The sequence below is a fragment of the Marinomonas sp. A3A genome (genome assembly GCF_018336955.1).
Classification (GTDB): Bacteria; Pseudomonadota; Gammaproteobacteria; order Pseudomonadales; family Marinomonadaceae; genus Marinomonas; species Marinomonas lutimaris.
In genome coordinates, this window is sequence record NZ_CP025532.1 from 2,963,999 (window position 1) to 2,988,733 (window position 24,735).

At 40.7% G+C, this 24,735-nt stretch carries 20 protein-coding genes; 12 read left to right on the forward strand and 8 right to left on the reverse strand.

Features of this window, described 5'->3' with window-relative positions:
• The first annotated feature begins 99 nt into the window (after window positions 1-99).
• Window positions 100-3,003, forward strand: a complete 2,904-nt coding sequence (locus CYL31_RS13845; RefSeq protein WP_212915787.1) for an insulinase family protein — start codon at window positions 100-102, stop codon at window positions 3,001-3,003.
• A gap of 24 nt (window positions 3,004-3,027) precedes the next feature.
• On the opposite strand, the gene CYL31_RS13850 is transcribed toward CYL31_RS13845, so the two are convergent.
• Together CYL31_RS13850 and fabV are read right to left on the reverse strand one after the other, a co-directional pair.
• Complete coding sequence (locus CYL31_RS13850) at window positions 3,028-3,567, reverse strand: hypothetical protein (RefSeq protein ID WP_212915788.1); 540 nt, start codon at window positions 3,565-3,567, stop codon at window positions 3,028-3,030.
• Window positions 3,568-3,671: 104 nt separating this feature from the next.
• Window positions 3,672-4,874 (reverse strand): enoyl-ACP reductase FabV, encoded by a 1,203-nt coding sequence (fabV, locus tag CYL31_RS13855; RefSeq protein WP_212915789.1) that lies wholly within the window; start codon window positions 4,872-4,874, stop codon window positions 3,672-3,674.
• 163 nt (window positions 4,875-5,037) lie between these two features.
• Here fabV and CYL31_RS13860 point away from each other — a divergent pair, with 163 nt between their 5' ends.
• Window positions 5,038-6,270, forward strand: a complete 1,233-nt coding sequence (locus CYL31_RS13860) for a glycosyltransferase family 4 protein (RefSeq protein WP_212915790.1) — start codon at window positions 5,038-5,040, stop codon at window positions 6,268-6,270.
• A gap of 15 nt (window positions 6,271-6,285) precedes the next feature.
• Here CYL31_RS13860 and CYL31_RS13865 read toward each other — a convergent pair whose 3' ends face one another.
• The 4 genes from CYL31_RS13865 to yihG form a co-directional block, all read right to left on the reverse strand.
• Complete coding sequence (locus CYL31_RS13865) at window positions 6,286-6,480, reverse strand: DUF1289 domain-containing protein (protein ID WP_212915791.1); 195 nt, start codon at window positions 6,478-6,480, stop codon at window positions 6,286-6,288.
• Between the two features lie 57 nt (window positions 6,481-6,537).
• Entirely contained in the window at window positions 6,538-7,254 is a 717-nt protein-coding gene (locus tag CYL31_RS13870) for a YebC/PmpR family DNA-binding transcriptional regulator (protein ID WP_212915792.1), read from the reverse strand.
• 179 nt (window positions 7,255-7,433) lie between these two features.
• Window positions 7,434-8,600 (reverse strand): aminotransferase-like domain-containing protein, encoded by a 1,167-nt coding sequence (locus tag CYL31_RS13875; RefSeq protein ID WP_212915793.1) that lies wholly within the window; start codon window positions 8,598-8,600, stop codon window positions 7,434-7,436.
• Between the two features lie 110 nt (window positions 8,601-8,710).
• Entirely contained in the window at window positions 8,711-9,616 is a 906-nt protein-coding gene (gene yihG, locus CYL31_RS13880; protein ID WP_212915794.1) for a 1-acylglycerol-3-phosphate O-acyltransferase, YihG family, read from the reverse strand.
• A gap of 242 nt (window positions 9,617-9,858) precedes the next feature.
• Between yihG and CYL31_RS13885 the strand changes: the two genes are divergently transcribed.
• From CYL31_RS13885 to CYL31_RS13925, 9 genes are all read left to right on the forward strand, one after another.
• Entirely contained in the window at window positions 9,859-11,265 is a 1,407-nt protein-coding gene (locus CYL31_RS13885; RefSeq protein WP_212915795.1) for an ATP-binding protein, read from the forward strand.
• A gap of 30 nt (window positions 11,266-11,295) precedes the next feature.
• On the forward strand, window positions 11,296-11,976 hold the full coding sequence (locus CYL31_RS13890; protein ID WP_212915796.1) for a response regulator: 681 nt from the start codon (window positions 11,296-11,298) through the stop codon (window positions 11,974-11,976).
• A 16-nt stretch (window positions 11,977-11,992) separates the two neighbouring features.
• Window positions 11,993-12,949 carry an AEC family transporter gene (locus tag CYL31_RS13895; protein WP_212915797.1) on the forward strand — a complete coding sequence of 319 codons (957 nt, stop codon included), beginning with the start codon at window positions 11,993-11,995 and terminating at the stop codon, window positions 12,947-12,949.
• A gap of 49 nt (window positions 12,950-12,998) precedes the next feature.
• Window positions 12,999-15,080 carry a PAS domain-containing sensor histidine kinase gene (locus CYL31_RS13900; RefSeq protein WP_212915798.1) on the forward strand — a complete coding sequence of 694 codons (2,082 nt, stop codon included), beginning with the start codon at window positions 12,999-13,001 and terminating at the stop codon, window positions 15,078-15,080.
• A 1-nt stretch (window position 15,081) separates the two neighbouring features.
• Complete coding sequence (locus CYL31_RS13905; protein ID WP_212915799.1) at window positions 15,082-16,455, forward strand: sigma-54-dependent transcriptional regulator; 1,374 nt, start codon at window positions 15,082-15,084, stop codon at window positions 16,453-16,455.
• Window positions 16,456-16,593: 138 nt separating this feature from the next.
• Entirely contained in the window at window positions 16,594-17,481 is an 888-nt protein-coding gene (locus CYL31_RS13910; protein ID WP_212915800.1) for a helix-turn-helix transcriptional regulator, read from the forward strand.
• Window positions 17,482-17,504: 23 nt separating this feature from the next.
• Window positions 17,505-18,041: a flavodoxin gene (locus tag CYL31_RS13915; RefSeq protein ID WP_212915801.1), complete on the forward strand. Its 537-nt coding sequence runs from the start codon at window positions 17,505-17,507 to the stop codon at window positions 18,039-18,041.
• Window positions 18,042-18,301: 260 nt separating this feature from the next.
• A complete protein-coding gene (locus CYL31_RS13920; protein WP_212915802.1) occupies window positions 18,302-18,616 on the forward strand; it encodes a DUF3301 domain-containing protein in 315 nt (104 codons plus the stop codon).
• Window positions 18,617-18,846: 230 nt separating this feature from the next.
• Window positions 18,847-20,733, forward strand: coding sequence for a methyl-accepting chemotaxis protein (locus CYL31_RS13925; protein ID WP_212915803.1), 1,887 nt, complete (start codon window positions 18,847-18,849; stop codon window positions 20,731-20,733).
• A 102-nt stretch (window positions 20,734-20,835) separates the two neighbouring features.
• Here the strand turns inward: CYL31_RS13925 and gltX are convergent, their stop codons facing one another.
• Together gltX and xni are read right to left on the reverse strand one after the other, a co-directional pair.
• Window positions 20,836-22,317: a glutamate--tRNA ligase gene (gene gltX, locus CYL31_RS13930; protein ID WP_212915804.1), complete on the reverse strand. Its 1,482-nt coding sequence runs from the start codon at window positions 22,315-22,317 to the stop codon at window positions 20,836-20,838.
• 102 nt (window positions 22,318-22,419) lie between these two features.
• On the reverse strand, window positions 22,420-23,211 hold the full coding sequence (gene xni, locus CYL31_RS13935) for a flap endonuclease Xni (RefSeq protein ID WP_212915805.1): 792 nt from the start codon (window positions 23,209-23,211) through the stop codon (window positions 22,420-22,422).
• A 121-nt stretch (window positions 23,212-23,332) separates the two neighbouring features.
• Between xni and CYL31_RS13940 the strand changes: the two genes are divergently transcribed.
• Window positions 23,333-24,592: a hypothetical protein gene (locus CYL31_RS13940; protein WP_212915806.1), complete on the forward strand. Its 1,260-nt coding sequence runs from the start codon at window positions 23,333-23,335 to the stop codon at window positions 24,590-24,592.
• The last annotated feature ends 143 nt before the right edge of the window (window positions 24,593-24,735 follow it).

Genomic DNA, 24,735 nt, shown 5'->3' on the forward strand with positions numbered 1-24,735 from the left:
ACTTATTGCTTTCTACTTACTGCACTTGCATCTTTTTCGATACAAGCGGGCACCCCTCACCCTATCGAAAACAACACACCATCCAAAATAAGCAATAACATGAACCAAGACGCCCCATCAAATAAAGCAATACAAGACGGCACCCACACCGACCTACAAGAAACTAAAGACAGCACAATCGCAATAGAAACGATAAACAATCAAACCACCAACATACCCAACAAAAGCCTGACCGATAAAAACCACTACCACTTCATAACACTTACCAATAATTTAAAAGTGCTATTGGTAAGCGACCCACAAGCGGAACGCTTTTCAGCATCACTATCTGTTGACGTCGGCAACTTTCAAGACCCTGACAACCAGCAAGGCTTAGCTCACTTTCTAGAGCACATGCTTTTTCTTGGCACAAAAAAATACCCAGAAGCTGGCAACTATCAATCCTATATAAACACACACGGCGGCTCACACAACGCCTACACAAGCACAGACGTAACAAATTTCTATTTCGACATCAAACCATCAGCGTACGAAGGCGCACTAGACAGATTCTCACAGTTTTTTACCACACCGCTGTTCAGCGAAGCTCTCACACAAAGAGAAAAGAACGCAGTTGACTCGGAATATAAAGCCAAATTAAAAGATGAAAACAGACGAAACAATCAAGCACTAAAAACCCTATTCAACCCCAAGCATCCTTACAGCCGCTTTGCGGTCGGCAGCCTAGACACCCTCAAAGATCGACCAAACAACCCGTTACGAGAGCAATTACTCAAACTCTACAAAGAAAACTACTTTAGCGATAATATGGCACTGGTTATGGTGGCAAACCTACCCTACAACCAAATGGCTACACTTGCTCGTCAGTACTTCTCAGACATTCCTAGCAAACCCACTATCCGCAAAAAGACACACTTTCCAACATTAATATCTCCAACGGATAAACCACACTTACAATTTGTTCGTTCACTAATAGACAACAGCACATTAAACTTCTACTACCAAATAGACGCCCAAGAGAAAAACTACAAGACCCAGCCAACTCGCTACCTTTCCTACATTTTAGGCAATGAAAACAAAGGCTCACTTTATGCATCCCTTAAGTCTGAAGGATTAATTAATGGCATATCAGCCAGCACCAGCGCCGACTATGGTGACAACGCACTCTTCATGGTAAAAATCCAACTCACCAATGAAGGCTTAGCAAAAATAGATACCGTCGCAAAACGTTTTTTTGCCACTATTAGCACGTTAAAATCATCACCAATCAATCCGCTATACCTTGAAGAGGGACTTAAACTTAGCCAACTCATGTTCAACCACCAAAGTTATGTTGACCCCCAAAACCTAGCTCGCTCCTTATCAGCAAGAATGCTAAAAACACCGCCAGAAGATATATTAAGCTGCTTTCGTCTAGAAAAAGCAGCCGATGAAAAACAGGTTAGAGCACTTCTAAAACGGCTTTCCCCAGAAAACCTGTTAGTACAACTATCCTCAAACAAAACATTTCCAGACAACTGGGCAGCAAAAAAACCAGAATGGCAAACAGAGCCTTGGTATCAAAGTGAATACAGCAACAACCATTTCAGCAAACTATTTTTAGATCTAGTCAATCTATCAGTAAAAGACACACAAATAAGCCTACCGGAAAAAAACACCTTTATTCCTGAGTCTCTGGATTTAATAGATGAAAAGGACGCAACCCCATCAATCGTTTTCCAAAAAAGAGGCTTCACCTATTGGAATAAATCCGACGCCAGCTTTGGCAAACCCACCGCAATGAATTTTCTGGCAATACGTTTTGCCAATGCCGCCGACACTCCTGAGCACACGCTACTTAATAGGCTGTGGAGTCGACTCTTCAACGACAGTGTAAGCGAATCAACCTACGCACCTTATGTCGCAGGACTGGGCTATGCATTTTACCCTCACACTAACGGCGCGACCTTACGAACTAGCGGATACTCAGACAAGCAAAACACCTACACCACTTGGCTGATAGACCAACTATTCTTATTTCGCCCAACGCCTGAACGATTTGAGCAAGCTAAAACACAACTCGCAAAAGATCTCAGCAATCAAAAAAGCAGACAAGCCTACAGCAACGCCAATAGCGCATTAAGCACACTAATAACTAAAAATAGCTTCACCACAAAACAGCTAGAAGATGCATTAAGAACACTCACCCTAGAAGACCTTCAGGAATATACAAAAAAGGCACGTGAGAACTTCGACATAGTTGGCTACAGCACTGGCAACCTAACTAAAGAGCAAACAGAAAAGCTTGCAGACTCCATTTATCAACGCTTTAGCGATCGCCTTAGCCCGAAAGAGCCCTTAGAAATCGAAACAAAAAACCTCACCACTCCGAAAAAATATCACTACCAGTTCGAATCAACGAGCGATGACAACGTGGTTTTGTACGCATTAATAGACACCAGCGCACAGTCAACAAAAAAAGCCATTACAGAAAAAGCCTATTTTTCGATACTAAGAAAACTAGTCAGCAGCCCGTTTTATCAAGAACTAAGGACCAACCAACAGCTAGGTTACATTGTTGGGGCACAAGATCTAAGTATTCGCAACACACCCATTTTAGGACTATTAGTACAGTCCCCCAATAAAGATACGTTTACCATCATTAACGCTATTGAGGAATTTCTACAAGAACAAAGAAGTCGGCTACCGAACGTATCCGAAAAAGAATTTTCTCAAGCCAAAAACGCACTACTAAGCGAACTAAAAATGACCGCAAAAAACCTAAGCGACAACGCATTAGACGAATGGCATCAAATAGCTAAGCCTGACCCAGATTTTCTTACCAGAGAAGAATGGATAAACAACGTAGAAAAAATTCAGCGAGAAGACTTCATCGAATTCATTAAGCGTAAACTACAATCAACAGACACAACTAAAATAATCACTCACAACAAAGCATTTCCAAAACAGCTTATTGAACAACAAGAATGGCAAGAAACATCACCTAGTTCACCCAAACTTTAAAATCAAACTACAGTAAAGCTACGATCAGCCACCAATAAGCTTCTCTAGCTTCTCTTGATCCGTTGCTGGAGCACCTTTAGCGCCACTGGCAGCAGGAGCAACACCCTTTCCAATGGGGGAAAAATCGCCTACGTCGGGCTGCACATTATCAGCAGGTACATCCTCTGCTTTTGCTTGATCACCGAAAATACCAATCTCTGGCATCATCCTCAGACGCTTAGCTTGAATATCTTCAGGTATATTGCCCGTAAACAAAACCGTAAAAGGCGCCTCTTCAGTTCGCTTATTAACCTCATCGTAAATTGCTTGCTCGCGTTCAGCGATGGCATTCTCTTCCAAATAAGACATACCTTTGCCATCAGCCGTAATCACAATATTTGGCCCCAAGGTCATTTTTGCCTTTTCAGCCGGAATGACAGCCACTTCTTCCTGCGAGCTAATCACAACTTGATGTTGGGTGTGAATTACTTGATTACCATAAATAATATCGACCGGCTGGCGCTCGACTGTCTGAGCATTTGCAAACAAGGACACCGCACAGAACAACCCCAATGAATATTTCATAATCACCCCAAGATAAGACTCCATTCACTATAAGAGATAAAAAGACATAAAAAAAGGAGCTCAAGCGACACTTGAGCTCCTTTTTTTGTCTCTTTAAGTAAATACTAAAGTGTAATCACTTCAAAGTCAGCTTCAGGGTTTGCCTCAGCATCATAATCAACGCCATCAACCCCAAAACCAAACAACTTCAAAAACTCATCCTTGTAAAGTTGGTAATCCGTCTCTGAAAATAGATTCGCATCATTCACTTGCGGCCAAAGTTCACGACAAGCTTGTTGCACGTCTTCACGTAATTCCCAATCATCCAAACGCAAACGATTTTTATCATCTGTCAGCTCTGCTGGATTATGGTTATTATACAAACGCTCAGAGAACATACGGTAAATCTGATCCATACAACCTTCATGAATGCCTTTTTCACGCATTACTTTGAAGACCATCGCCAAGTACAGAGGCATCACTGGAATAGCGGAAGACGCTTGCGTCACCACAGACTTCAATACCGCCACGTTAGCGCCGCCACCAATCTTAGACAACTGAGCATCAATAGCAGCAGAGGCACGATCCAAATCTTCTTTCGCCTTACCTAATGCGCCATGCCAATAGATCGGCCAAGTAATGTCAGAACCAATATAAGAGTAAGCTACGGTGCGAACACCTTCCGCCAAAACACCTGCTTCTTGTAAAGCAGACATCCAAAGCTCCCAATCTTGACCGCCCATTACGGTTGTAGTCGCTTCAATTTCTTCTTCTGTAGCTGGCTCAATTTCCGCCTCAATAATGACATCTTTGTTCGTATCAATAGCAGTTGAGCGGTAAGGCTGGCCAATAGGCTTAAGAACTGAACGAACAACCTCACCAGTTTCTGGCATTTTACGGACAGGAGAAGCTAAAGAGTAAACCACCATATCCACTTGACCAAGATCTTGCTTAATCAAATCAATAACCGTATCGCGTGCTTCATTTGAGAAAGCATCGCCATTAATACTTTTAGCGTACAAGCCTTCTTCTTTGGCAACTTTATCGAATGCCGCAGAGTTGTACCAACCCGCTGTGCCAGTTTTCTTATCAGTGCCTGGTTTTTCAAAGAAAACACCAATGGTTGCTGCGCCAGAACCGAACGCAGCAGCAATACGAGAAGACAAGCCATAACCACTTGACGCACCGATTACGAGTACTTTTTTAGGGCCGTTTTCAATAGCACCTTTGCTTTTAGTAAAAGCAATTTGCTCTCTTACATTTTGCTCACAACCTACTGGGTGTGTTGTTGTACAAATAAATCCGCGAATCTTTGGTTTTATGATCATAATATCTTCTCAACGTCATGTTTTGCTTACATCTTACCAGACAATCCCTTCAAATGAGGCAGGCAAGACAAATCTGTCCGCCATGATACAATAGCCAGACGAATATGTCCTGATTCTGCTAAAAATTCAGAACCAAAAATCATTGAAACATTGAGAGAATACCGTGCACCTACTTGTCATCGGCTACGTCTGGCCAGAACCCAACTCATCTGCCGCTGGTAGCCGAATGATGCAACTGCTCAATTGCTTTCACAAAGAGCAGTGGCAGCTGTCTTTTGCTAGCCCAGCTCAACAAACTGAGCATATGACAGATCTATCTCAACTAGATATACAGGCTGAACACATCGAACTTAACGACGCTTCATTCGATACCTATATCGCAGATAAAAAACCAGACATTGTGATATTTGATCGCTTCATGATGGAAGAACAATTTGGTTGGCGCGTCGAAAAATTCAGCCCAGACTCGTTACGAGTCCTTAATACGGAAGATCTTCACTCACTAAGACAAGCCAGACACAACGCACTTAAACAAAATAGATCTTTTGTAATTGAAGATCTTTATAACGACCACGGTATTCGTGAAATCGCCGCCATTCATCGCTGTGACTTAACCTTGATGATTTCCGAAATAGAAACCAAATTGTTGATCGATGAGTTTCATGTACCGGAAACCCATGTTTTTCACCTGCCGTTTATGCTCCCTAAACCTCAAGACACTGAATCCCTAACCAGCTTTGAAGAGCGCCAACACTTCATTAGCATTGGTAATTTTCGTCACGCGCCAAATTGGGATGCTGTTCTGCAATTAAAAACAGAGATATGGCCAAAGATTCGCAAACACCTACCAAAAGCAGAAATGCATATTTATGGTGCTTACCCACCACCAAAAGCTACACAATTACATAACGCCAAAGAAGGCTTTTTAGTAAAAGGCTGGGCAGAAGATGCTCAAAAAGTCATGCAACAAGCTCGACTTTGCTTAGCTCCATTACGTTTTGGCGCAGGCATTAAAGGCAAATTGGTTGAAGCCATGCAAATGGGAACCCCAAGTATTACCACTACGATTGGCGCAGAATCCATGTACGGCGAACTACCTTGGAATGGCGTCATTACAGACGACATTGAAACCTTTGTCGATGCGTCAGTGTCTCTCTATGAAGACAAAGAAAGCTGGCAACTGATGCAGCAAAATGGCAATAGAATATTACAAGCTCGCTATCAGGCAGAAGAATGGGAGCCAAAGTTAATCAATCGATTGAAGCTACAGGTTCAACTAAAGGAAAGTCTGAGGAAAAAACATTTCTTGGGGTTAATGCTGCGACACCACAGCCTTAAAAGCACGCAATACATGTCGCAATGGATAGAACTTAAAAACAAAAATGAAGAGAAGTAACACTAACAAAAAACACTAGCCAGAAACAAAATTGCTTTTGGCTTCTCGCTCACGAACCTTCTTCATAACGGCCTGCTGCGAAGCCTTATTCATACTTCCCCACAGGCTAATTTCCTTACCCGTACGATAACAGCCAACACAAATATCCTCATCATTGAGAAGACAGACATTGACACAGGGCGATTTCAACTGAGGTTTTGGCTTAGTCATACTTAATCAACACACATAAAAAAGCCTTAGTGAGAAGTATCACCAAGGCTTCTAATTCTAATATTCAGCGTTGTGATAAACACGCTGCACATCATCAAGATCATTCAAAAGATCCAAGAAGCGATCAAACTGTTCCACTTCTTCACCTTGAATTTCTGTCATGTTTTGAGCCACAAATTGAATTTCATCAATTTCAAACTCAATCTCACCAAATGCATCTGTTAATGCAGTTTTGGCCTTGCTGTAATCTGTATGTGGCGCAAAAACAGTCACTTTACCGTCTTCTAGCTCAATATCTGTTACATCAACATCGGCCATCATCAAAGCTTCTAATACAGCTTCTTCATCAGTACCTGCAAAAACAAAAATAGCACTGTGGTCAAACATATGACTCACACTACCTTGGCTACCGATTTTACATTTTACTTTGTTAAAGCAAGTGCGCACATCACCAAAAGTACGGTTTGGATTATCAGACAAACAATCGACGATAACCATCGTATTGCCAGGACCAAAACCTTCATAGCGAGCCGTATCAAAGTCTTCTCCACCGCCACCTTTCGCCTTATCAATCGCTTTGTCGATAACGTGAGTTGGCACCTGATCTTTTTTAGCTCGGTCGATCAGAGAACGAAGTGCCAAATTACCATTAGGGTCGATACCACCGGATTTTGCGCAAACATAAATCTCACGGCCGTACTTACTGTAAACCTTGGCTTTTTGGTCAGACGTTTTTGCCATGGACTCTTTGCGGTTTTGAAAGGCTCTGCCCATTACATATTCCTATTCTATACAGTCTTAAAAGTAAGATTCTAACGTGTCACCCAAAAAGAAGGAACTGCTAGCCAAGCATAAATACAATAAAAAGCCAGCCTTACCACAACAAAAATGCTATGGAACAAGAAACCTAGCCAATATAAACATACAACCAGCAATCTCTAGGTAACAAGTAACTAAGCAAGCTGTCGAATAACTTTCGCAAGCACCGTGATTGCTTGACGAATTTGCGCCGGAGAAACACGAGCAAAACTCAATCTTAGAAACGAATCATCAAGTGGGCTTTTACACGGAAAAAATGGCGTACCTGGAAGAACCAACACCTTATCCTTCAACGCTTCAGTCAGTATTAATTGTGATGAGACACCCGCGGGCAACTTCACCCAAAAGAACATACCACCAGCTGGAAGCGAAAATTCAATGAGATCGCCAAGCTCTGCATTTAAAGCTTCAGCCATCACATCTCGCTTTTCCTTATAGGCTTTTTGGAGCTTAATAACGTGATCTGGATATTCTCCAGATTTAAAGAATTGGGTAATCATACTCTGACCAAGACGGTTGGTATGAAGATCAACAGCCTGCTTTACTTTCACCAAGTACCCAGAAAAAGCATCACAGGAAACGATATAACCAGTACGCAATCCTGGCCACAAAACCTTAGAAAAACTCCCCATGTAAAGCCAAGGCGCTTGTTTTATCAAAGTTGAAATAGGCGTAAGGTCGACATTGTCATAACAAAGATCACGATACGGATCATCTTCGATCAACAATATGTTTTTCTCGTCAAGTAAAGCAGCTATCTCGCGTCGACGCTGCAAGCTATAACAATGCCCTGCTGGATTCTGAAAATTGGGAATCAAATAAACCGCTTTCGGATGGTGCTTTTCAATCGCATCACGCAAAGCTGAAACAGACATACCCTCAGCATCAGATAAGACATCTTGAACCTTTGCACCTTGTAATTTAAATACCTGACAAGCAGCAAGATACGTCGGCTGCTCAGTTAAAATGGTCGAGCTTTCGTCCAAAATTAAGCGACTAACGATATCCAACCCCTGCTGCGAGCCATTGGTTACCAGCACATTATCAGTAGATGCCTCAATACCTCGATCCGCCACAATCGACACAATACATTCGCGCAGGTCTTTTTCGCCTTCACTAGGGCCATATTGTCGACTGTCGATTAGTTGCTTCAGTTCTGGGTAAGCTGGCATCAAATTTTCATCTGGCAAACCGCCCGCTAAAGATAGAACGTCTGGCTGTTGACTATAATGAAGCAATTCACGAACCAAAGAAGCTTCCATGCTTCGCGAGTGTAAAGTCAATAAATGAGATATATCCATACCAAACGCCTCGATAATTTAAGAATAAAGAAACAGAGTCAGACATTTAAAAAAAATAGAAAAGATACAATTCTCGATTTATTGGAGGATACAGAAATAAAATGTGTTATTTAATGCTCAATATTTTTCAATTCAGCATGTTGTAAGCATTCGAACTGCTGGTCTTTTTGCTGCCAAAGTTCATTCACCCATTGCTGGAAATACGCTCTATAATCTGCGTCATTTTGATAATCACCAAGCAAGGAGTTTTCGATCGACATCACTCTGAGATGCACTTTTATTTCTGGCACTTTGCCACAAAGGTAGTCGAAAAAATTCGGAATCCCCTCTGGGTAAACAATGGTCACATCAATCAATTGATGCAATTTCCCATCCATAGCATTTAACGCAAACGACAAGCCGCCCGCTTTTGGCATGAGAAGATGCTTATACTGACTCGATTGTTGATCGTGCTTTTCAGGTGTAAAGCGCGTCCCTTCAAGAAAATTCATAATAGACACAGGAAAGTACTGAAATTTATCGCACGCCCTTTTCGTCACTTCAATATCTTTCCCTTTGAGTTCAGGACGTTTTTTTAGCAGAGCAGAACTGTAACGCTTCATAAAAGGAAACTCTAACGCCCACCAAGCTAGACCGATAAAAGGCACCCAAATAAGCTCTCGCTTTAAAAAAAACTTGATAAAAGGAATGCGTCTATTGAACAGACGCTGCAAGACAAGAATATCTACCCAAGACTGGTGATTCGCCGTAATCATATACCAATCTTTTAATACAAAATCATTCTCACCAGAGACATGAAGAACAGATTTGCCCAATACGCGCTGGTTTACATTATTTACACCGATCCAAAACGTCGCTATGTTATCCAATATGACATTCAGAAACGCACGCACTGATGCAAACGGAAAAACACACTTAAATAGTGCCAATACCATCACTGGAATGAAGCACAACAAGGTATTTACAACAATCAAAATAAATGAGACCGCACCTTTTGCAGCAGATAAAACCGACATAAATAGACCCAGAAAATACAAAATTGACGCATAATACTAAAGGAATTGATTTATTGGAAATCCTCATTATTTACACTGCAACCAAGTAGCCAGCTTTCCCTATAAAACTGTATAGTAAACAGACGATTAGAGTAACCAACGAACTAGTTCGATACCAACGACACTGTGATCTCGTATCGATGATTATCAATCCCCTGTAAAGACCGCCTAACAGGACACACAATAGGATTTCAAACTCCACTATGGCAATGACCAAAGGCTTAAAGATTCGACATAAACTTTTTGCAGTTTTTGTTTTGAGTAATATTTTACTCATTGTTTCTATGTGGCAAGTATTTCAATGGAGCTTTGATAGAGGATTTGTTTCCTACGCGACGGAACGTGATCGTGACTTTTTAGAACAAATGGCAAACCGAACAGCTAACCTCTACCTCTATTATGATGATTGGTATTTTCTTGTCCAAGAGAGTCGAATGGAAAGCGAGTGGCATCAGGCTAAACTCGAAAACTTACGAGATTTAGTGCCACCACCGAGCACGCCTAATTTAGACTTAATTTATCCGTCTCAATACTATCGCCAACGCTTTCTATTGTTTGATGACCAACAAAAACCCATCATTGGTAAGACGCGATTTACAGACGCCGAAACATACGCTGTGACTGTAAATAAAAAAATAGTCGGCTACGTAGGATTACGCTCAATTAGAGAGTTAGTTCAGGATCAAACACTACGCTTTGTTCGCCAGCAAGGAGAAGCCTTCTTACTCATATCCGCATTCATGCTTGCTATCGCGGCCCTCCTAACATGGCCATTAGCTCAGTGGTTAAGTCGCCCTATTATTTCCATGCAAAAAGCTACGAAAAAATTGACAGCAGGAAAATATGATACACGCATAACGGTAAAAGGAGGCGACGAGTTAGCCAGTCTTAGCTGCCACTTTAACAATCTAGCTTGTACGTTAGAACATTCAAGAGAAGCTCGTAAGCGCTGGGTTGCTGATACCGCCCATGAGCTAAGAACCCCTGTAGCGATACTTAGAGGTGAGATTGAAGCGATGCAGGATGGGATTATTAAAGTTTCTCCTGAAAGTTTATCCTCATTGCATCAAGAAACGCTTCATATTGCACGCCTAATTGATGACTTAAATCAATTATCCATGCATGATGTAGGCAACTTAAGTTATGTAATGGAAGATGTTTCACTTAACGACATAATTGAACAAACGATTCAATCTATGACACTTCCTTTTAATGAAGCAGGATTAGAATTAGGGTTTGAATATTCTCAGAAAAACCCTATTGTTATGAATGGCGATTCAGATAGATTACATCAACTCTTTTCGAATCTGATGAATAATTCATTAAAATATACAAATGCTCCTGGAAAACTCACTGTAAAACTATCAAAAAAGAATAAGAAAGCCGTTATTCTTTTTGAGGACACAGCCCCAGGTGTAAGCGACGATGATAAAAACCGAATTTTTGAACAGTTTTTTCGTGTCGAAAATTCAAGAAATAGAGCGACTGGCGGGAGAGGCCTAGGTCTCGCAATCTGCGCTAGTATAGTGGATGGACACCAAGGCACAATCAGTGCTTATCACTCACCAGATGGTGGCTTAGGAATAAAAGTAGAATTCCCTTTAAACTAGTCTCGTTAAACGAACAGGAACAACAATATTATGAGCAAAGTACTGATTATTGAAGACGAACCAAAATTAGCTGAATTAATGGCTGCTTATTTAGACCAAGCAGGTTATGAACATCACCATCTTGACCGCGGTGATATCGCAGTCAATTACATTAAAAACAACCAAGTTGATATTGTTCTGCTAGATCTAATGCTACCAGGATTAGATGGCGTAGAAATTTGTAAGCAAGTTCGTCAGTTCAGTGGTGTTCCTATTATTATGGTTACCGCAAAAGCGGAAGAGATTGATCGCTTGATTGGTCTAGAAATGGGCGCTGATGACTACGTTTGTAAACCTTTCAGCCCTCGTGAAATTGTTGCCCGTGTTAAAGCTAACTTGCGTCGAGTTGAATTAGACCAAGCTGAGTCACCAAGAACTGATGGCTTCGATCTAGATGTAGACCGTCTACGTGCAACTTACAAAGGCGATTTGATTGATTTAACTACGGTTGAATTCCAGTTGCTTCAACTGCTCATCAAAGAACCTGGTCGTGTTTTCGGCCGCGATCTTATAATGAAAAGCATTTATGCCGACAGCCGTGTAGTGAGTGATCGTACGATTGATAGCCACATCAAAAAACTTCGTAAGAAAATTTCTGCTGTAGCACCTGAACTAAACGTTATTCATTCAGTTTATGGTGCGGGCTATCGCTTCGAGAACAACGATCAATAATCCCCTCCTCTAAGGAATGGCGTTGGACAACTTTTTAGATGTACTGGTATTTTCTTTCTCCATAACAATGCCAATATTTTTAATATTGGCATTAGGAGTCATCCTATACCGAATACGGATTATCAATGACAATTTTATTGATATTGCTTCTAAGCTGGTGTTCAACGTCACTCTTCCTGCACTACTTTTCATCAGCATTTCCAAAAGTGACATAAGCTCAGATACAGATTTATCATTGGTTATATATGCAATGATAGCTGTCACTATCACTTATATCGCATTAGAATTGTTGATGTCTATTTGGGAGCCGGACAAAGCGGAACGGGCAGTGTTGGTACAAGGTGCCTTTCGCTCCAATATGGGCATTATTGGCTTAGCTTACTGTGTTAATGCTTACGGCAATGAAGTGTTCTCCGTAGCATCAGTCTATCTGGGCGGAGTTACCATATTATTCAATATATTATCCGTAATTGGCTTAAATCGTGCGCTCGGAGCAAACGCTAGCCTAAAAGGCATAATGAAAGGCATAGCAAAGAACCCTCTAATCATTGCTATTTTAGCAGCCTTTATTGCATCACTAACAGGGCTTTCATTACCTTCAACGCTTTATAAAGCGGGCGATTATTTTGCACAGATGACTCTTCCCTTAGCACTATTATGTGCTGGCGCATCACTCAATTTTAAGTCATTAAAAAACGGTATGTTAGGAGCGATCATAGCATCCGCAGGAAAACTGATATTTATCCCGTTTATTCTAACATTTGGAGGATATTTATTAGGTTATCGTGGCATGGAGCTTGGCGTTCTATTCCTTATGTCTTCAGCTCCAACTGCCTCTGCCAGCTATATTATGGTTCGCGCCATGAATGGAAATTCTACCCTTGCAGCAAACATCATCGTTATAACCACCATAGCATCCTTGATTAGTACAAGCATTGGCGTTACTTTGTTACGCAGTTTTAATTTAATCTGATTAAACGTTGAAAACTGGCTAAACATAATAAAGGCTCGCGAGACTCTCTTTGATTTCACAATTCCGTAAGCATCGTCTTTTTTTTCTTACCTTCGGTTGCACTCTACTTACTCTACTGTTTTTTGGCGTAAACACCATCGCTTATCAAGCACTCATTATAGACAAACACTCAGAAGGCCAAGATCAGCTACTTGATTATGTTATTGAGTTACGTAATGAATTAAAAAACTATCACATCCTCCCTTACGCCCTTGCTGACAACCCCACACTACTGGCTTTTATGAACAACCCTAAAGATCCAGTATTAACAAAACGCCTACAACGCCAACTAGAAGACCTAACTCATGTATCTAAAACGCAAGACTGGTTTATTTTGTCTGCGCAAGGGGATCTTTTGGTATCCAGCGAACAATCCCCTCATTTCAATTTAGACGACTACTTTAGCAAACAAGACTTGAGCAATGTGCTTAGAGAACAACAAGGAGAATATATTCTTGTCTCTGGCTACAACCCAAAACAATACAAGTCAGCCCACCTAGTACTGGCTCCTGTGTATACAAAAGCTGGCTTAGCTGGTGCTGTCGCGGTTCGCATTAACGTGACTGATTTAATCGAACGCTGGAATTTGTTCGATGATCTTGTTGTGATGACTGATCAAAATAGTCTTATCTTTTTAGCCAGTAAATTAAACAGGCTCTTAGTGAGTAATTGGCTAGATGACCATACTGACGTTCAATTTTTAAATAATACTCGCTCTAAAATTTACCACCTTAATGATGAGAATTATCTTTTACAAAATGTCACGTTAGATGACCTAAAGTGGCAAATTCATTACTTATCAAATTTAAAAGGTATTCATAAAAAAGCTCAAAATATTGCCTTTATTAGTCTAGGGATTTTTGCGCTGATATTCCTTTTCTGGCTTTACCGTCGAGAACGTTCACTAAAAATCGCATCAAAACTGGAAAATGAATTACTTATTGCCAATAGCGCTCAGCGCCAAAGAGTCCTGATCGAAAATACTCACGTGGGATTACTACAACTCACCAAGCACGGTGAGATATCTTTTGTTAACCCTATGGGTGTGCGTTATTTCGGTCAAAGAATTGAACTTAACAGCCACTATTTGTATGAATTTCTACCAGATTGCCCAGAGAACCAAACCGCACTAACCTTTATTAAATCCCTACAAACAAAAGAAGTTGCAAGCAATACACTTGCAACAAACTTGCTAGAGCAAGAAGTTGTACTGCAAAAAGAGAACGGTCAGGTTTTTCCAGCACTGCTATCAGTATCATCCTTGAAGTGGAGTGATTCACAAGGTTACTTGGTCACCTTGCTAGACATCAGCAAACGAAAAAAAGCAGAGCTCAATTTGCTAGAAGCAAACTCCCGACTTGAAGAACGCGTATTAGAACGAACAAAAGCACTAGAAGCTGCGCAAAAAGAACTATTAAGAACAGAAAAACTCGCTGCGATAGGACAAATGTCGACCGCTATCGCTCATGAATTAAACCAACCACTAACAGGTATAAGAACACTAGCCTATACTGCAGAATTACTGCTTAAACGCCAAGACTCAGAGCAAGCATTAAAAACGCTTATCGATCTAGAATCGCTTGTTGTTCGGATGCAAAAACTAACCAGCGAGCTAAAAGTACTCGCTTATCGAAGACCTGAGCAACTTGCACCCACTTCAGTCAAGCACTCTATAGAGCGAGCCATAGAAAGCCTTGGAGACGATGTTCATGGTATACACTGGGAAATAAAACTTAATAACCTAGATGCTGTCATTGCTGAACCGACTCGACTAGAGAGAATTTTTTCTAATTTGATCAGTAATTCAGTCCAGGCTTGCTCTGAAATGAAAGTCACACCAAGTATTAAAATATCGTTAGAGACACACGACAAGCAGATCACTATTAGCTATCAAGACAACGGACCAGGAATAGAAAAGTCCCAACTTACGCATATTTTTGAGCCTTTTTTCACCACAAAACCAATTGGAAAAGGCCTAGGGCTAGGGCTTGCTATTAGTGCAAACCTAGCAAAAGACATGAATGGAACACTAAAGGCGTATCATGACAGCGATTCAAAACTCGTATTCCGCTTAACTCTGTTAAAGGCCTAATATGGAAAACAGTAACACCAACAATCACATTGAAATCTGGCTCCTTGACGACGACGATATTGTTCGCTCAACAACGGCTCAATGGCTGCGCTTATCAAATTATGTAGTAAGAGAATTTCACGAAGCTCAAGAGCTGATTGATCGATTTGATATTGGATTACCCTGCATCATTGTCAGTGATATCCGCATGACACCAATAGACGGTTTAACACTAATGAGTGACTGCTTATCTAAAGAGCATGAGCTACCCTTTATTCTTATAACAGGCCATGGCGATATAGACACCGCAGTCAACGCTTTGCGAGATGGCGCTTTTGACTTTCTTGAAAAGCCCTTTGATCCAAATCGATTGCTACAAACTGTCGAAAAAGCCATTCAACTGAGAAAAGTCCAACTACAGCATGCCAACCAATCACAATATCTTGGCGACTTACATGGTCTAGAAGAGACCATTATTGGAAAGAATGAGCAAATAATTCGCGTCAGGCAGCAAATCCGCACCTTTGCTAGCATGGACACTCATGTGATTGTTTACGGAAAAACCGGTTGCGGAAAAGAACTCGTTGCGAAAGCTTTGCATGACTGTAGCCCAAGAAGCACTAACCCCTTTGTCGCTATAAACTGCGCCGCAATTCCGTCAGATCTTTTCGAAAGCGAGCTATTCGGGCACGAAGCTGGCGCGTTCACCAGTGCTAACAAACAAAGAATTGGTAAGCTTGAACACGCAAGTGGTGGCACGTTATTTCTCGATGAAATAGAAAGCATGCCGCTGGCCATGCAAATTAAATTGCTACGAGTACTACAAGAAAATCAACTTGAACGAGTCGGTAGTAACAATACGATCCAGATAGACCTGAGAGTGGTTGCCGCCGCAAAAAGTGACCTACAGACATTAGAACACTTCCGACAAGATTTATTCTTTCGACTAAATGTATCGCAAATACATCTGCCAGACTTACGTAATCGAGGATCCGACATCTCATTACTTTTTGAGCACTTTTGTCGAATGGCGGTTAAAGAGCGAGGCGGAGATTTTAGACAACTAAGTCCAATAGACCACGAAACATTAACTTTGTATGGATGGCCTGGAAATGTTCGCGAGCTTAGAAACGTTGCATTGCGTTATGCTCTTGAACCCAATACAAGCGTAGCAAAGATATTGGCTGGCTATCAAGCACAAGACGATATAGACACCATCACACCACTACCACTGAGCGTAAAGGTGCAAGAATTTGAACGCAGCTTAATTGAAGCCAGTATCAGACAGCAAAAAGGCAACATTCAACTTGTCTTAGAACAACTTCAACTGCCACGCCGAACACTAAATCAAAAAATGCAAAAATACGGCTTAAATCGCACAGATTATTTAGACTAACCCTCCCTATTCCAAGTCACACATCAGATAAAAATATTAATAAAGTGATTCTCATACAAAATATTTAATGAGAATCACTTGCATTGAAAACCAAAAGATCTTTTAATGATAACCATTATCAGATTGAGGCAACATACGATGCAACTAAACATGCGCGATGTGTATGACAATTCAGGAAGAATAAAAAAAGAAGTGGCACCATGGCTATCTGGCCATAAACAACTACTCGCCTTGCTTCCAAATTTGCAATTGCTTAACCAACACTTAAGTAGCGATACAGATCTCTCACTTTATGAAGAAGCACAATCAGGACTCTATTTTTCTTTCTTAGGAACGGGACCAATACAAACAGCAAAAGATATAAATTCCGTACAAATTTCATATCAGCCGAAAAATATTGATGGTCATTTCTTGATGTCAAAAGGCGATGAACATAGTCTGCTGCAAGCTCGTATTAGTCCTGAACATCTGGCTGCTGTACTTGGCGAAACAGAAGACCAAATCATCCAACATTTTATGGCTATGCGTGAAAAATTGGGCAATGAAAACGCCATTATCCAGCTTCCAATTACAGAAAGAACCCTTACTTTAATTGAACCAATATTGGCGCACAAAGGTCACTCAATCAGCCTTGCTGGACACCTTTATTCACTTATCTTCACCTTGATAGAACAACTACAAATGCTGAGTCATTTGTCGCAATGTGAAGGCTGTCAAAGCAAACTTTTCCACGCGCAAAATCTAATCGAAACACCAGAGCACGATGCATTAAACATCAAGCACCTAGCTCAACAAGTTGGGCTAAATACCGAAGCTCTGGCTATTGGCTTCAACCTTATTGTTGGGCAGTCCATTGAAAGTTACTGTACTCGTAGCAGAATCAAATTTGCAGCAGCTCAACTAAGACAAGACCCAACAGCTAAATCACATATTGTGGCCCAAAGTGGTTTTTCAGAAGATCAATTCGAAGCCGCTTTTATTCAACACTTTGGTGTCAGCAGCCACCAATATGGACAAATTCACTAAATTACAGAAAGCAAAGGCATAGCATGGCTCAATCAACAATCGCTCTTATCTACGGCACAGACACAAACAACACAGAAGAGGTTGGCCACAAGATTGCCAAACAATGGGAAGAACTTGGTGAACAAGTAGACATATTCAACATTAAAGATATTGAGCTTAGTCAGCTTGAACAATACCCCATGCTGATTTTAGGTATTCCTACTTGGGACTTTGGTGGCATTCAATCTGATTGGGAAGACATTGGAGACAGTTTAGCCGAACTAGCACTTGAAGATAGTGTCATAGCGCTATATGGGCTAGGTGATCAATTTGGCTACGGCGATTATTTTGTCGACGCTGTTGGTTGGCTATATGAAAAATTATTGCCAACTAATGCCACTTTCATTGGCCAATGGTCAACAGAAGGTTATGAGTTTGAAGCCTCTAGAGCTTGTGTAGATAGCAAAGAGTTCTTTGTCGGCTTAGCGATTGATGAAGACCAACAATTTGAACTCACTGATCAACGTATTGAGCAGTGGGTTATCCAACTTTACGCAGAGAGAGCAGTAGAAGCCGCATAGATTATCGCCTGACTGGCCATTATATTTAAGCTAACGACTCAAATTTGGTTTACCCAAACATTCGCTGCCCCGAATGCCCAAATTTAGCTTTTTATTAATGAGATAATTTTACGACTTGCTCTACATAGCGTGAAGACCGTGGCTACCTCTCCTTTCTCTCCTGCTTGGAGGTAGCCACGTATTTCTTTTACTAACGACTATTTTTTTCTCGCTACTATTGGTTATGATGTTCAAACTTTATTAAAATTTATTTGGCATACATGAACCTACAACTCTCCGATATTGTCATACTCCTTTTGATTGCTGCCGCTCTATACGCATGGTGGCAAAACACGTCTATTCGAGAACAAGCCCTAATCAGCGCAAAAAAACATTGTGAATCTCTTAACTTACAATTATTAGAGGATAGTGTTGGTGGTGAGGAATGGAAACCAATATGGCAACATGGAACAATCAAAATAAAAAGAACCTACAAATTTGAATTCAGCTCTAGCGGCATAGCTCGCTATCCTGGAAAAATAAGCTATCTTGGCAACAAAAAAACAGAAGTGTGGCTAAGCCCGCATGATTTTTGAACAATCCTCTTCATAAATTGCAACAAAAAACGACACTTGCACACATTATTCACACAAGATAAATTCATATTTTTATGTCAATTAATTGCAAATAAGTTCATAGTAGAAATAGAATGCTTAAGTAAATATTTGTAATGCTTTGATAGGCAAAATCCAGATGATAAGAATGATTATTACACTTATCCTGATGCCTATCGGTTAAACCTATAATAAAAAGTGCAGGATATAATATGTTGGCTAACCTTAGTTTTCGTACCAAGTTACTCTCATTACTGATTGCGGCTATTCTTGGATTCGTTGTTGTAACTGCAGTTGCTTTACAAGGATTGAATGTTCAAGAAAGTTCATCTTCAAAATTTGAACGTCTAACCACAGTAGATAAAGACCTAGCCTCTCTAATCATTACCTTAATGGAAGAATACGAGTCTCTCTCTAGTATCAATAACGATACCTACGCAAGTTTTCTAGAGCAGCTAAATGTCAATCATGAAAGCTTCATGGCCACTCTTGAAAAAGACATGAACCTTCTTCAAGATCCCGAAGCGAAAAAGAACATCACAAGCATCACAGCCTCTTTAGCAAATTACAGTGAAGCCTTAAAGTTATTAGTTAACCAGAGACAAAAAGTAGGCTTTAATGGTTCTTCCGGCCTCAAAGGGGAGATCTCTCAATTAGGCGAAAAAGTAACAGAAGAGATATCGTTCCTCAGCCTAGTAAAACAAGAATTTTTGCCCGTTCGCGAAGCAGAAAAAAACTTCATATTTGAGCCAGCTCCAGCGAATAAAGCGGCCTTCATGGAACGCTATGAAAAATTCTACAAACGCGTAACTAACTTCGGTCTTGAAGAACGCTTTGGTGAAGTCATTAATAAGTATTTTGCCGCTGTCGAAAATTTTGACAAAGAAAACCAACAACTAAAAACGCTGCAGTCACAATTCATAGCCAGCAAAGCCGATTTTGCTCAAACGCGCCTAGCTGCGGTTGATTATATGCAAAAAGCGGTTTTAGAAGCACGTAAACAAGCTTCTGAAAGCTCTCAGCAAGCAAGCATTAGTTTGATCATTGTAAGTATTGTTGTTGCTGTTATTGCTGCACTTATGATGATGGGGATCGGCAGCAGCGTAAACAGCACCCTGAACCAAATCATTAAAGACTTAGGCAAAGTAAAAGGTGGTGACCTGACAGCACGCTTGCATGTCAATAAAAAACGCAACGATGAATTTGACTCTTTGTGTAGCTCTGTAAATGAAATGACTACGGGACTAAGCTCCGTTATTGGAGACGTTGTCGATACCACTCAAGGTGTCAACAACATGGTCACAGAACTTAACACCTCAGTTACTAACATCGCACAGAGTAACCGTTCCGTTAGCGAACAAACAAATTCTCTTGCTGCGGCAACAGAAGAGATTTCCACAACTATTTCTAGCATTTCCAGCACTACAGAAGACTTAAGTAGTCAGTCTCAACATACTTATGAATCTGCTAAAGTAGGCGCAGAAACCATTAAAAGCGCTCTATCAAACCTTTCTAGTACTATTAGTGTTGTTAACAAAACAAGTGAACAACTTAATGAGCTTGGCCAATTATCAAAAGATATCGACAACGTTATCGGCATGATCAACGACCTAGCAAACCAGACTAACCTTCTAGCACTAAACGCAGCCATTGAAGCGGCGCGTGCTGGCGAAGCGGGTCGAGGCTTCTCCGTTGTTGCCGATGAAGTACGCTCACTTGCTGAAAAAACAGTGGATGCAACCGCTAAAATCACCGACATTGTTAGTACTATCCAATCATCCACACAAACAGCAATCGAAACTATGCACAGTGGCCAAGAAAGCCTGCACTCAATTGAAGTTTTCAGCGAGAAAGCAGAATTGGCTATTCGAGAGATTGAGCGAAATGCTCAGACCAGCTCAGCCTCTTCTATCGATATGGCCCGCTCTATCCAAGAAGTTGCTAAAACTGCAGTACACATGAGTGAAGAAATGGACAAAATTGCCCAACAACTTCAACGAGACAATAGCTATATCAATAGCATTGAAGGTAATACCCGTGATATACATAATCAGGTAAGCAGCTTAGATAAAAAGACGAGTGTTTTTACTACTCGTTAATTTAAAGGCAAACGACTGATATAAAAAAAACCGGCTTTGATAGCCGGTTTTTTTTACTCAACTTTTCTTTAGCTTTTGTTGCTAATAAGAAATACGAGCCGTTTATAGGTCAGCGTATTCTTTTTCCCAACGTTTCGCTTCTTTCTTAGAAGGGCCACCAAGTACATTTACTGCAGTACGCATTCTAGCCCGAGAAATATCAGAACCTAAAATCGCCATTGAATCAAAAACAGAAACAGATGCCGTTGTTCCTGAAATAGCAACAAACAAGGGGGCAAAAAAGTCTTTCGGCTTAATTTCCATCGCTTGAGCTAATGATTTCATATCATTAAAGATTTCGTCTTTTTCCCATTTATTCAATGCTTCCAAACGCCATAAAGCAAACTGCATAGCCTTACGAAGTGTTTCTTCTTCCATTTTAATAGTAGAGAAATCTTCTTTCGTAATTGGCAACATGCCTTTTAAGAAAAAACCTGCCACATCAGCAACATCTGAAAAGGTTTCAACACGAGGAATAACCAGTGGTAAAATCTTCATCAAGTATTCAGGGTTAAGCGCCCATTCAACATATTTCTGTGCAAAGGTTTCTGGCGTTAAATTCTCACGAATCCACATGCCATTTAGCCAGCTCAGTTTTTCAACATCAAAAACCGGACCACCCAAAGAAACACGTTGAATATCAAATTGCTCAATCATTTCGTCTAACGAGAACTTTTCACGCTCGTCAGGCATAGACCACCCCATGCGACCAAGGTAATTGATTACCGCTTCAGACATGTAACCCATACGCTGATAATACAGAATACTTGTTGGGTTTTTGCGCTTTGATAACTTAGATTTATCTGGGTTACGCAACAAAGGCATGTGACATAAAGTCGGCATATCCCAACCAAAATACTGGTACAACAATATATGCTTTGGCGCTGAGTTGATCCATTCTTCTCCACGAATTACGTGAGTGATTTTCATCAAATGGTCATCAACCACGTTAGCCAAATGGTAAGTCGGCATACCATCAGCTTTTAGTAGTACTTGCATATCCACTTGCGCCCAATCGATTTCGATAGTGCCACGCAACATATCCTGAACAACGCAAACGCCCTCTTCAGGAATTTTCATACGAATGACATAAGGAACGCCAGCATCTAATTTTGCCTGCACCTCTTCTGCTGTCAGATTAAGAGCACGACCATCGTACTTTTGTGGCAAACCTTGCTCTTTTTGCTCATTACGCATTTGATCTAACTCTTCAGTTGTCTCAAATGCATAGAATGCATGCCCTTTATCGATCAATTCTTGAGCGTATTGACCATAAATATCGCCCCTTTCACTTTGACGATAAGGACCATATTCTCCGCCGACATCTGGGCCTTCAGCCCAATCAAGCCCTAACCAACGTAACGCATCTAAAATCATTTTTTCAGATTCTGGCGTACTACGAGTTTGGTCGGTATCTTCAATACGTAAAATAAACTTACCACCCATTTTACGTGCGAAAGCCATATTAAATAGGGCGATATAAGCTGTTCCTACATGCGGGTCACCTGTTGGAGATGGCGCAATACGTGTTCTTACCTCTGACATAAAAATCTCATTTATCCGTTGCCTGAAATGCCGCTATTATAAGCGTCTCATAAGATATGGGTAAGGGGCTAAACCTATCTTTTCTACTTAGAAGTTTGATATTCACTCAACTTTACTTTCCATATACCTAAGCTGAGAAAGTCGAACCCCTATTTCTACGTCTGTTTTCAAGGCAACTAATGAGCGAGACAGTAAACACTGCTCATAACCACCCGCCAGCATTGACTGAATACGCTCAGAAAAAGACGGTAGATTTGCATAAATTTCTTCGATGGTGGGAAACAGACGAATAATACTTAAGGCTGTTTTCGGCCCAATACCTTTGACACCAGGAATTCGATTGGTGGTATCACCCACTAAAGCCCAATAGTCATTTAACTGATGCGGCTCAACACCATATTTGCCAGGAACCCAGATTTTGTCATAACCTAACTTAGCAAAATAATCATATTGAAGAATAAGATCATCTCCCAACAACTGAGTAAAACCTTTATCCGTTGAAACAATGTAGGATTTAACCTTGTTACTTGCCGCTTTAACGGCAAGCGTGGCAATAAGATCATCTGCTTCCCAACCATCTATTCTCAAACAAGGCAAATGATTAAAACGAAACACTTTCGCAAATTCTGGCAAAGATTCTAGTAAGGCGTCATCCATTGGAACGCGACCTAGTTTATATTCTGGATAAACTCGATGGCGCCATGTTTTACCATTTGAATCAAATACAACAACGGCATAAGAAGGGTCAAATTGCTGCGTCAGCTTCGCTAAGGCTTCAATCGCAATACTTTGGGTTCTCTCAATTCGTCTAGCTGAATCCTGCTCGGACTCCAATGCGGCGTAAAGCCGACGAATCAAATTCAATCCGTCAATAATTAGTAATTTTTTGTCCACTGCAAACCCTTATTTTTGCTACATTGCCTTGCGATCACATCAATTTATTAGGGTAACATGTGTGAAGACTCATCACGACAACTAGTATGATGGTATATCAATAAACAAGAAGGACTCGGTCATGCAAAAATATCCTACCTATTTATACCTTAGCATTCTCGTAGGAGCCGCGAGCCAATCAGCGCTTGCCGCCCCAATAAATGCCGTTATTGGTTTAGATAACAGTCAAATAGTAGAAGACAGTTTGCAACTGAGCCTTACTCCAAATACAGGATCGCTGCTACCGCTCCAAGACAACTTTGCGCCGATGACACGCCTAGAGAGCAGTCAAGACGCTAATTGGTTTAACCAGATAAACAAACGAGTTACTGTCACCCACAGACAAAGAGACTTGAGTTACAGTGGTACATTGACACGCATAGAGAAAAATACTCGTTCTTTTATACTTAAAAGCAAAGACTACTCTATGACATTACCCATGGACGATTTCTATCTAATCCCGCTAGAGACAACAAGTACCGCAGAGAAAAAACCAGAAGTAGAAAAGACTGAAGGTAATAACACACAGCCTCAAAAAATAAGCTATCAAACAAATGAATTATCGTGGACGCCACAACTTAGTTTGATTTTTGATAACGACAATGTCTCTATTTATCAGCAGGCTTTGATTCATAACAACTCAAGCTCTTCTATCGAAATACAAAACAGCCTACTTCATTACTCTAGAACGGCTGCTCCACAGCTTTTTAAAGCAGAGCGCAGCGTAATGATGATGAGTGCAGACAACCCTAACGTGAATTACCAAGACAATGAGGTTAGTTATTCTCTTGGTGGTGGTAAGCTATCAATTGCACCATATTCAAATACATTAATTCCTTTGCCTAGTAGCAATACTAAAATAGACAGCAGCTCTAATAAAGCTAGCCTTCACACTTATAATAACAACGCTGGAAAAACTGATTTAAACTTTTATAACGACTTAAGCTTTTCTTTACCTAAGAATGGCCTGCCCGGTGAATATAAGACATTTTGGAAAAGAGGCGATCTACTCATTCCTGGAAACACAGTACGTCTAGACACTGTTCGGGAAGGTTACCCAGTAAACGTTACAACAAATAAAAGCCAAGACATAAGCGGACATTTAACTTTAGTCAGTGCAACATCTCAAAAACTGCCGAGTACACAGGTATGGGAAGCAACTATCGTTAACCATTCAGATACTAAGCAAACCTATAAGATAGAGCAAAATACGAATGGCATTGTAGATGTATTAGAAGGCAAAGAAGCGGTTCCGATAACGGCGAATAGCGTACTTGTTTCTGGTGAAATAGAAGCTAACTCGACAAAAACCATTACTTATAAAATCGCACTGAAAAACTAGTCAGCAAAAAGTAAGAAGATTATGATCAAAAAAATGTCATTCTTGCATTAACTTTCCACATTAAAAACCTATTTAAACTATTTCGTTATGATATGGTCAATAGTGATAATAGATATAGCAAGAATGACACTGCCACAAGCGAA

Excerpts from the sequence above, each read along its gene's own strand:
- CYL31_RS13850 (WP_212915788.1), bottom strand. The coding sequence starts at position 3,567 with ATGAAATATTCATTGGGGTTGTTCTGTGCGGTGTCCTTGTTTGCAAAT.
- CYL31_RS13925 (WP_212915803.1), top strand. The coding sequence starts at position 18,847 with ATGTTGGCTAACCTTAGTTTTCGTACCAAGTTACTCTCATTACTGATT.
- CYL31_RS13890 (WP_212915796.1), top strand. The coding sequence starts at position 11,296 with ATGAGCAAAGTACTGATTATTGAAGACGAACCAAAATTAGCTGAATTA.
- CYL31_RS13910 (WP_212915800.1), top strand. The coding sequence starts at position 16,594 with ATGCAACTAAACATGCGCGATGTGTATGACAATTCAGGAAGAATAAAA.
- CYL31_RS13915 (WP_212915801.1), top strand. The coding sequence starts at position 17,505 with ATGGCTCAATCAACAATCGCTCTTATCTACGGCACAGACACAAACAAC.
- CYL31_RS13875 (WP_212915793.1), bottom strand. The coding sequence starts at position 8,600 with ATGGATATATCTCATTTATTGACTTTACACTCGCGAAGCATGGAAGCT.
- CYL31_RS13885 (WP_212915795.1), top strand. The coding sequence starts at position 9,859 with ATGGCAATGACCAAAGGCTTAAAGATTCGACATAAACTTTTTGCAGTT.
- fabV (WP_212915789.1), bottom strand. The coding sequence starts at position 4,874 with ATGATCATAAAACCAAAGATTCGCGGATTTATTTGTACAACAACACAC.
- CYL31_RS13870 (WP_212915792.1), bottom strand. The coding sequence starts at position 7,254 with ATGGGCAGAGCCTTTCAAAACCGCAAAGAGTCCATGGCAAAAACGTCT.
- CYL31_RS13895 (WP_212915797.1), top strand. The coding sequence starts at position 11,993 with ATGGCGTTGGACAACTTTTTAGATGTACTGGTATTTTCTTTCTCCATA.
- CYL31_RS13905 (WP_212915799.1), top strand. The coding sequence starts at position 15,082 with ATGGAAAACAGTAACACCAACAATCACATTGAAATCTGGCTCCTTGAC.
- CYL31_RS13940 (WP_212915806.1), top strand. The coding sequence starts at position 23,333 with ATGCAAAAATATCCTACCTATTTATACCTTAGCATTCTCGTAGGAGCC.
- CYL31_RS13920 (WP_212915802.1), top strand. The coding sequence starts at position 18,302 with ATGAACCTACAACTCTCCGATATTGTCATACTCCTTTTGATTGCTGCC.
- gltX (WP_212915804.1), bottom strand. The coding sequence starts at position 22,317 with ATGTCAGAGGTAAGAACACGTATTGCGCCATCTCCAACAGGTGACCCG.
- CYL31_RS13865 (WP_212915791.1), bottom strand. The coding sequence starts at position 6,480 with ATGACTAAGCCAAAACCTCAGTTGAAATCGCCCTGTGTCAATGTCTGT.
- yihG (WP_212915794.1), bottom strand. The coding sequence starts at position 9,616 with ATGTCGGTTTTATCTGCTGCAAAAGGTGCGGTCTCATTTATTTTGATT.
- CYL31_RS13845 (WP_212915787.1), top strand. The coding sequence starts at position 100 with ATGAACCAAGACGCCCCATCAAATAAAGCAATACAAGACGGCACCCAC.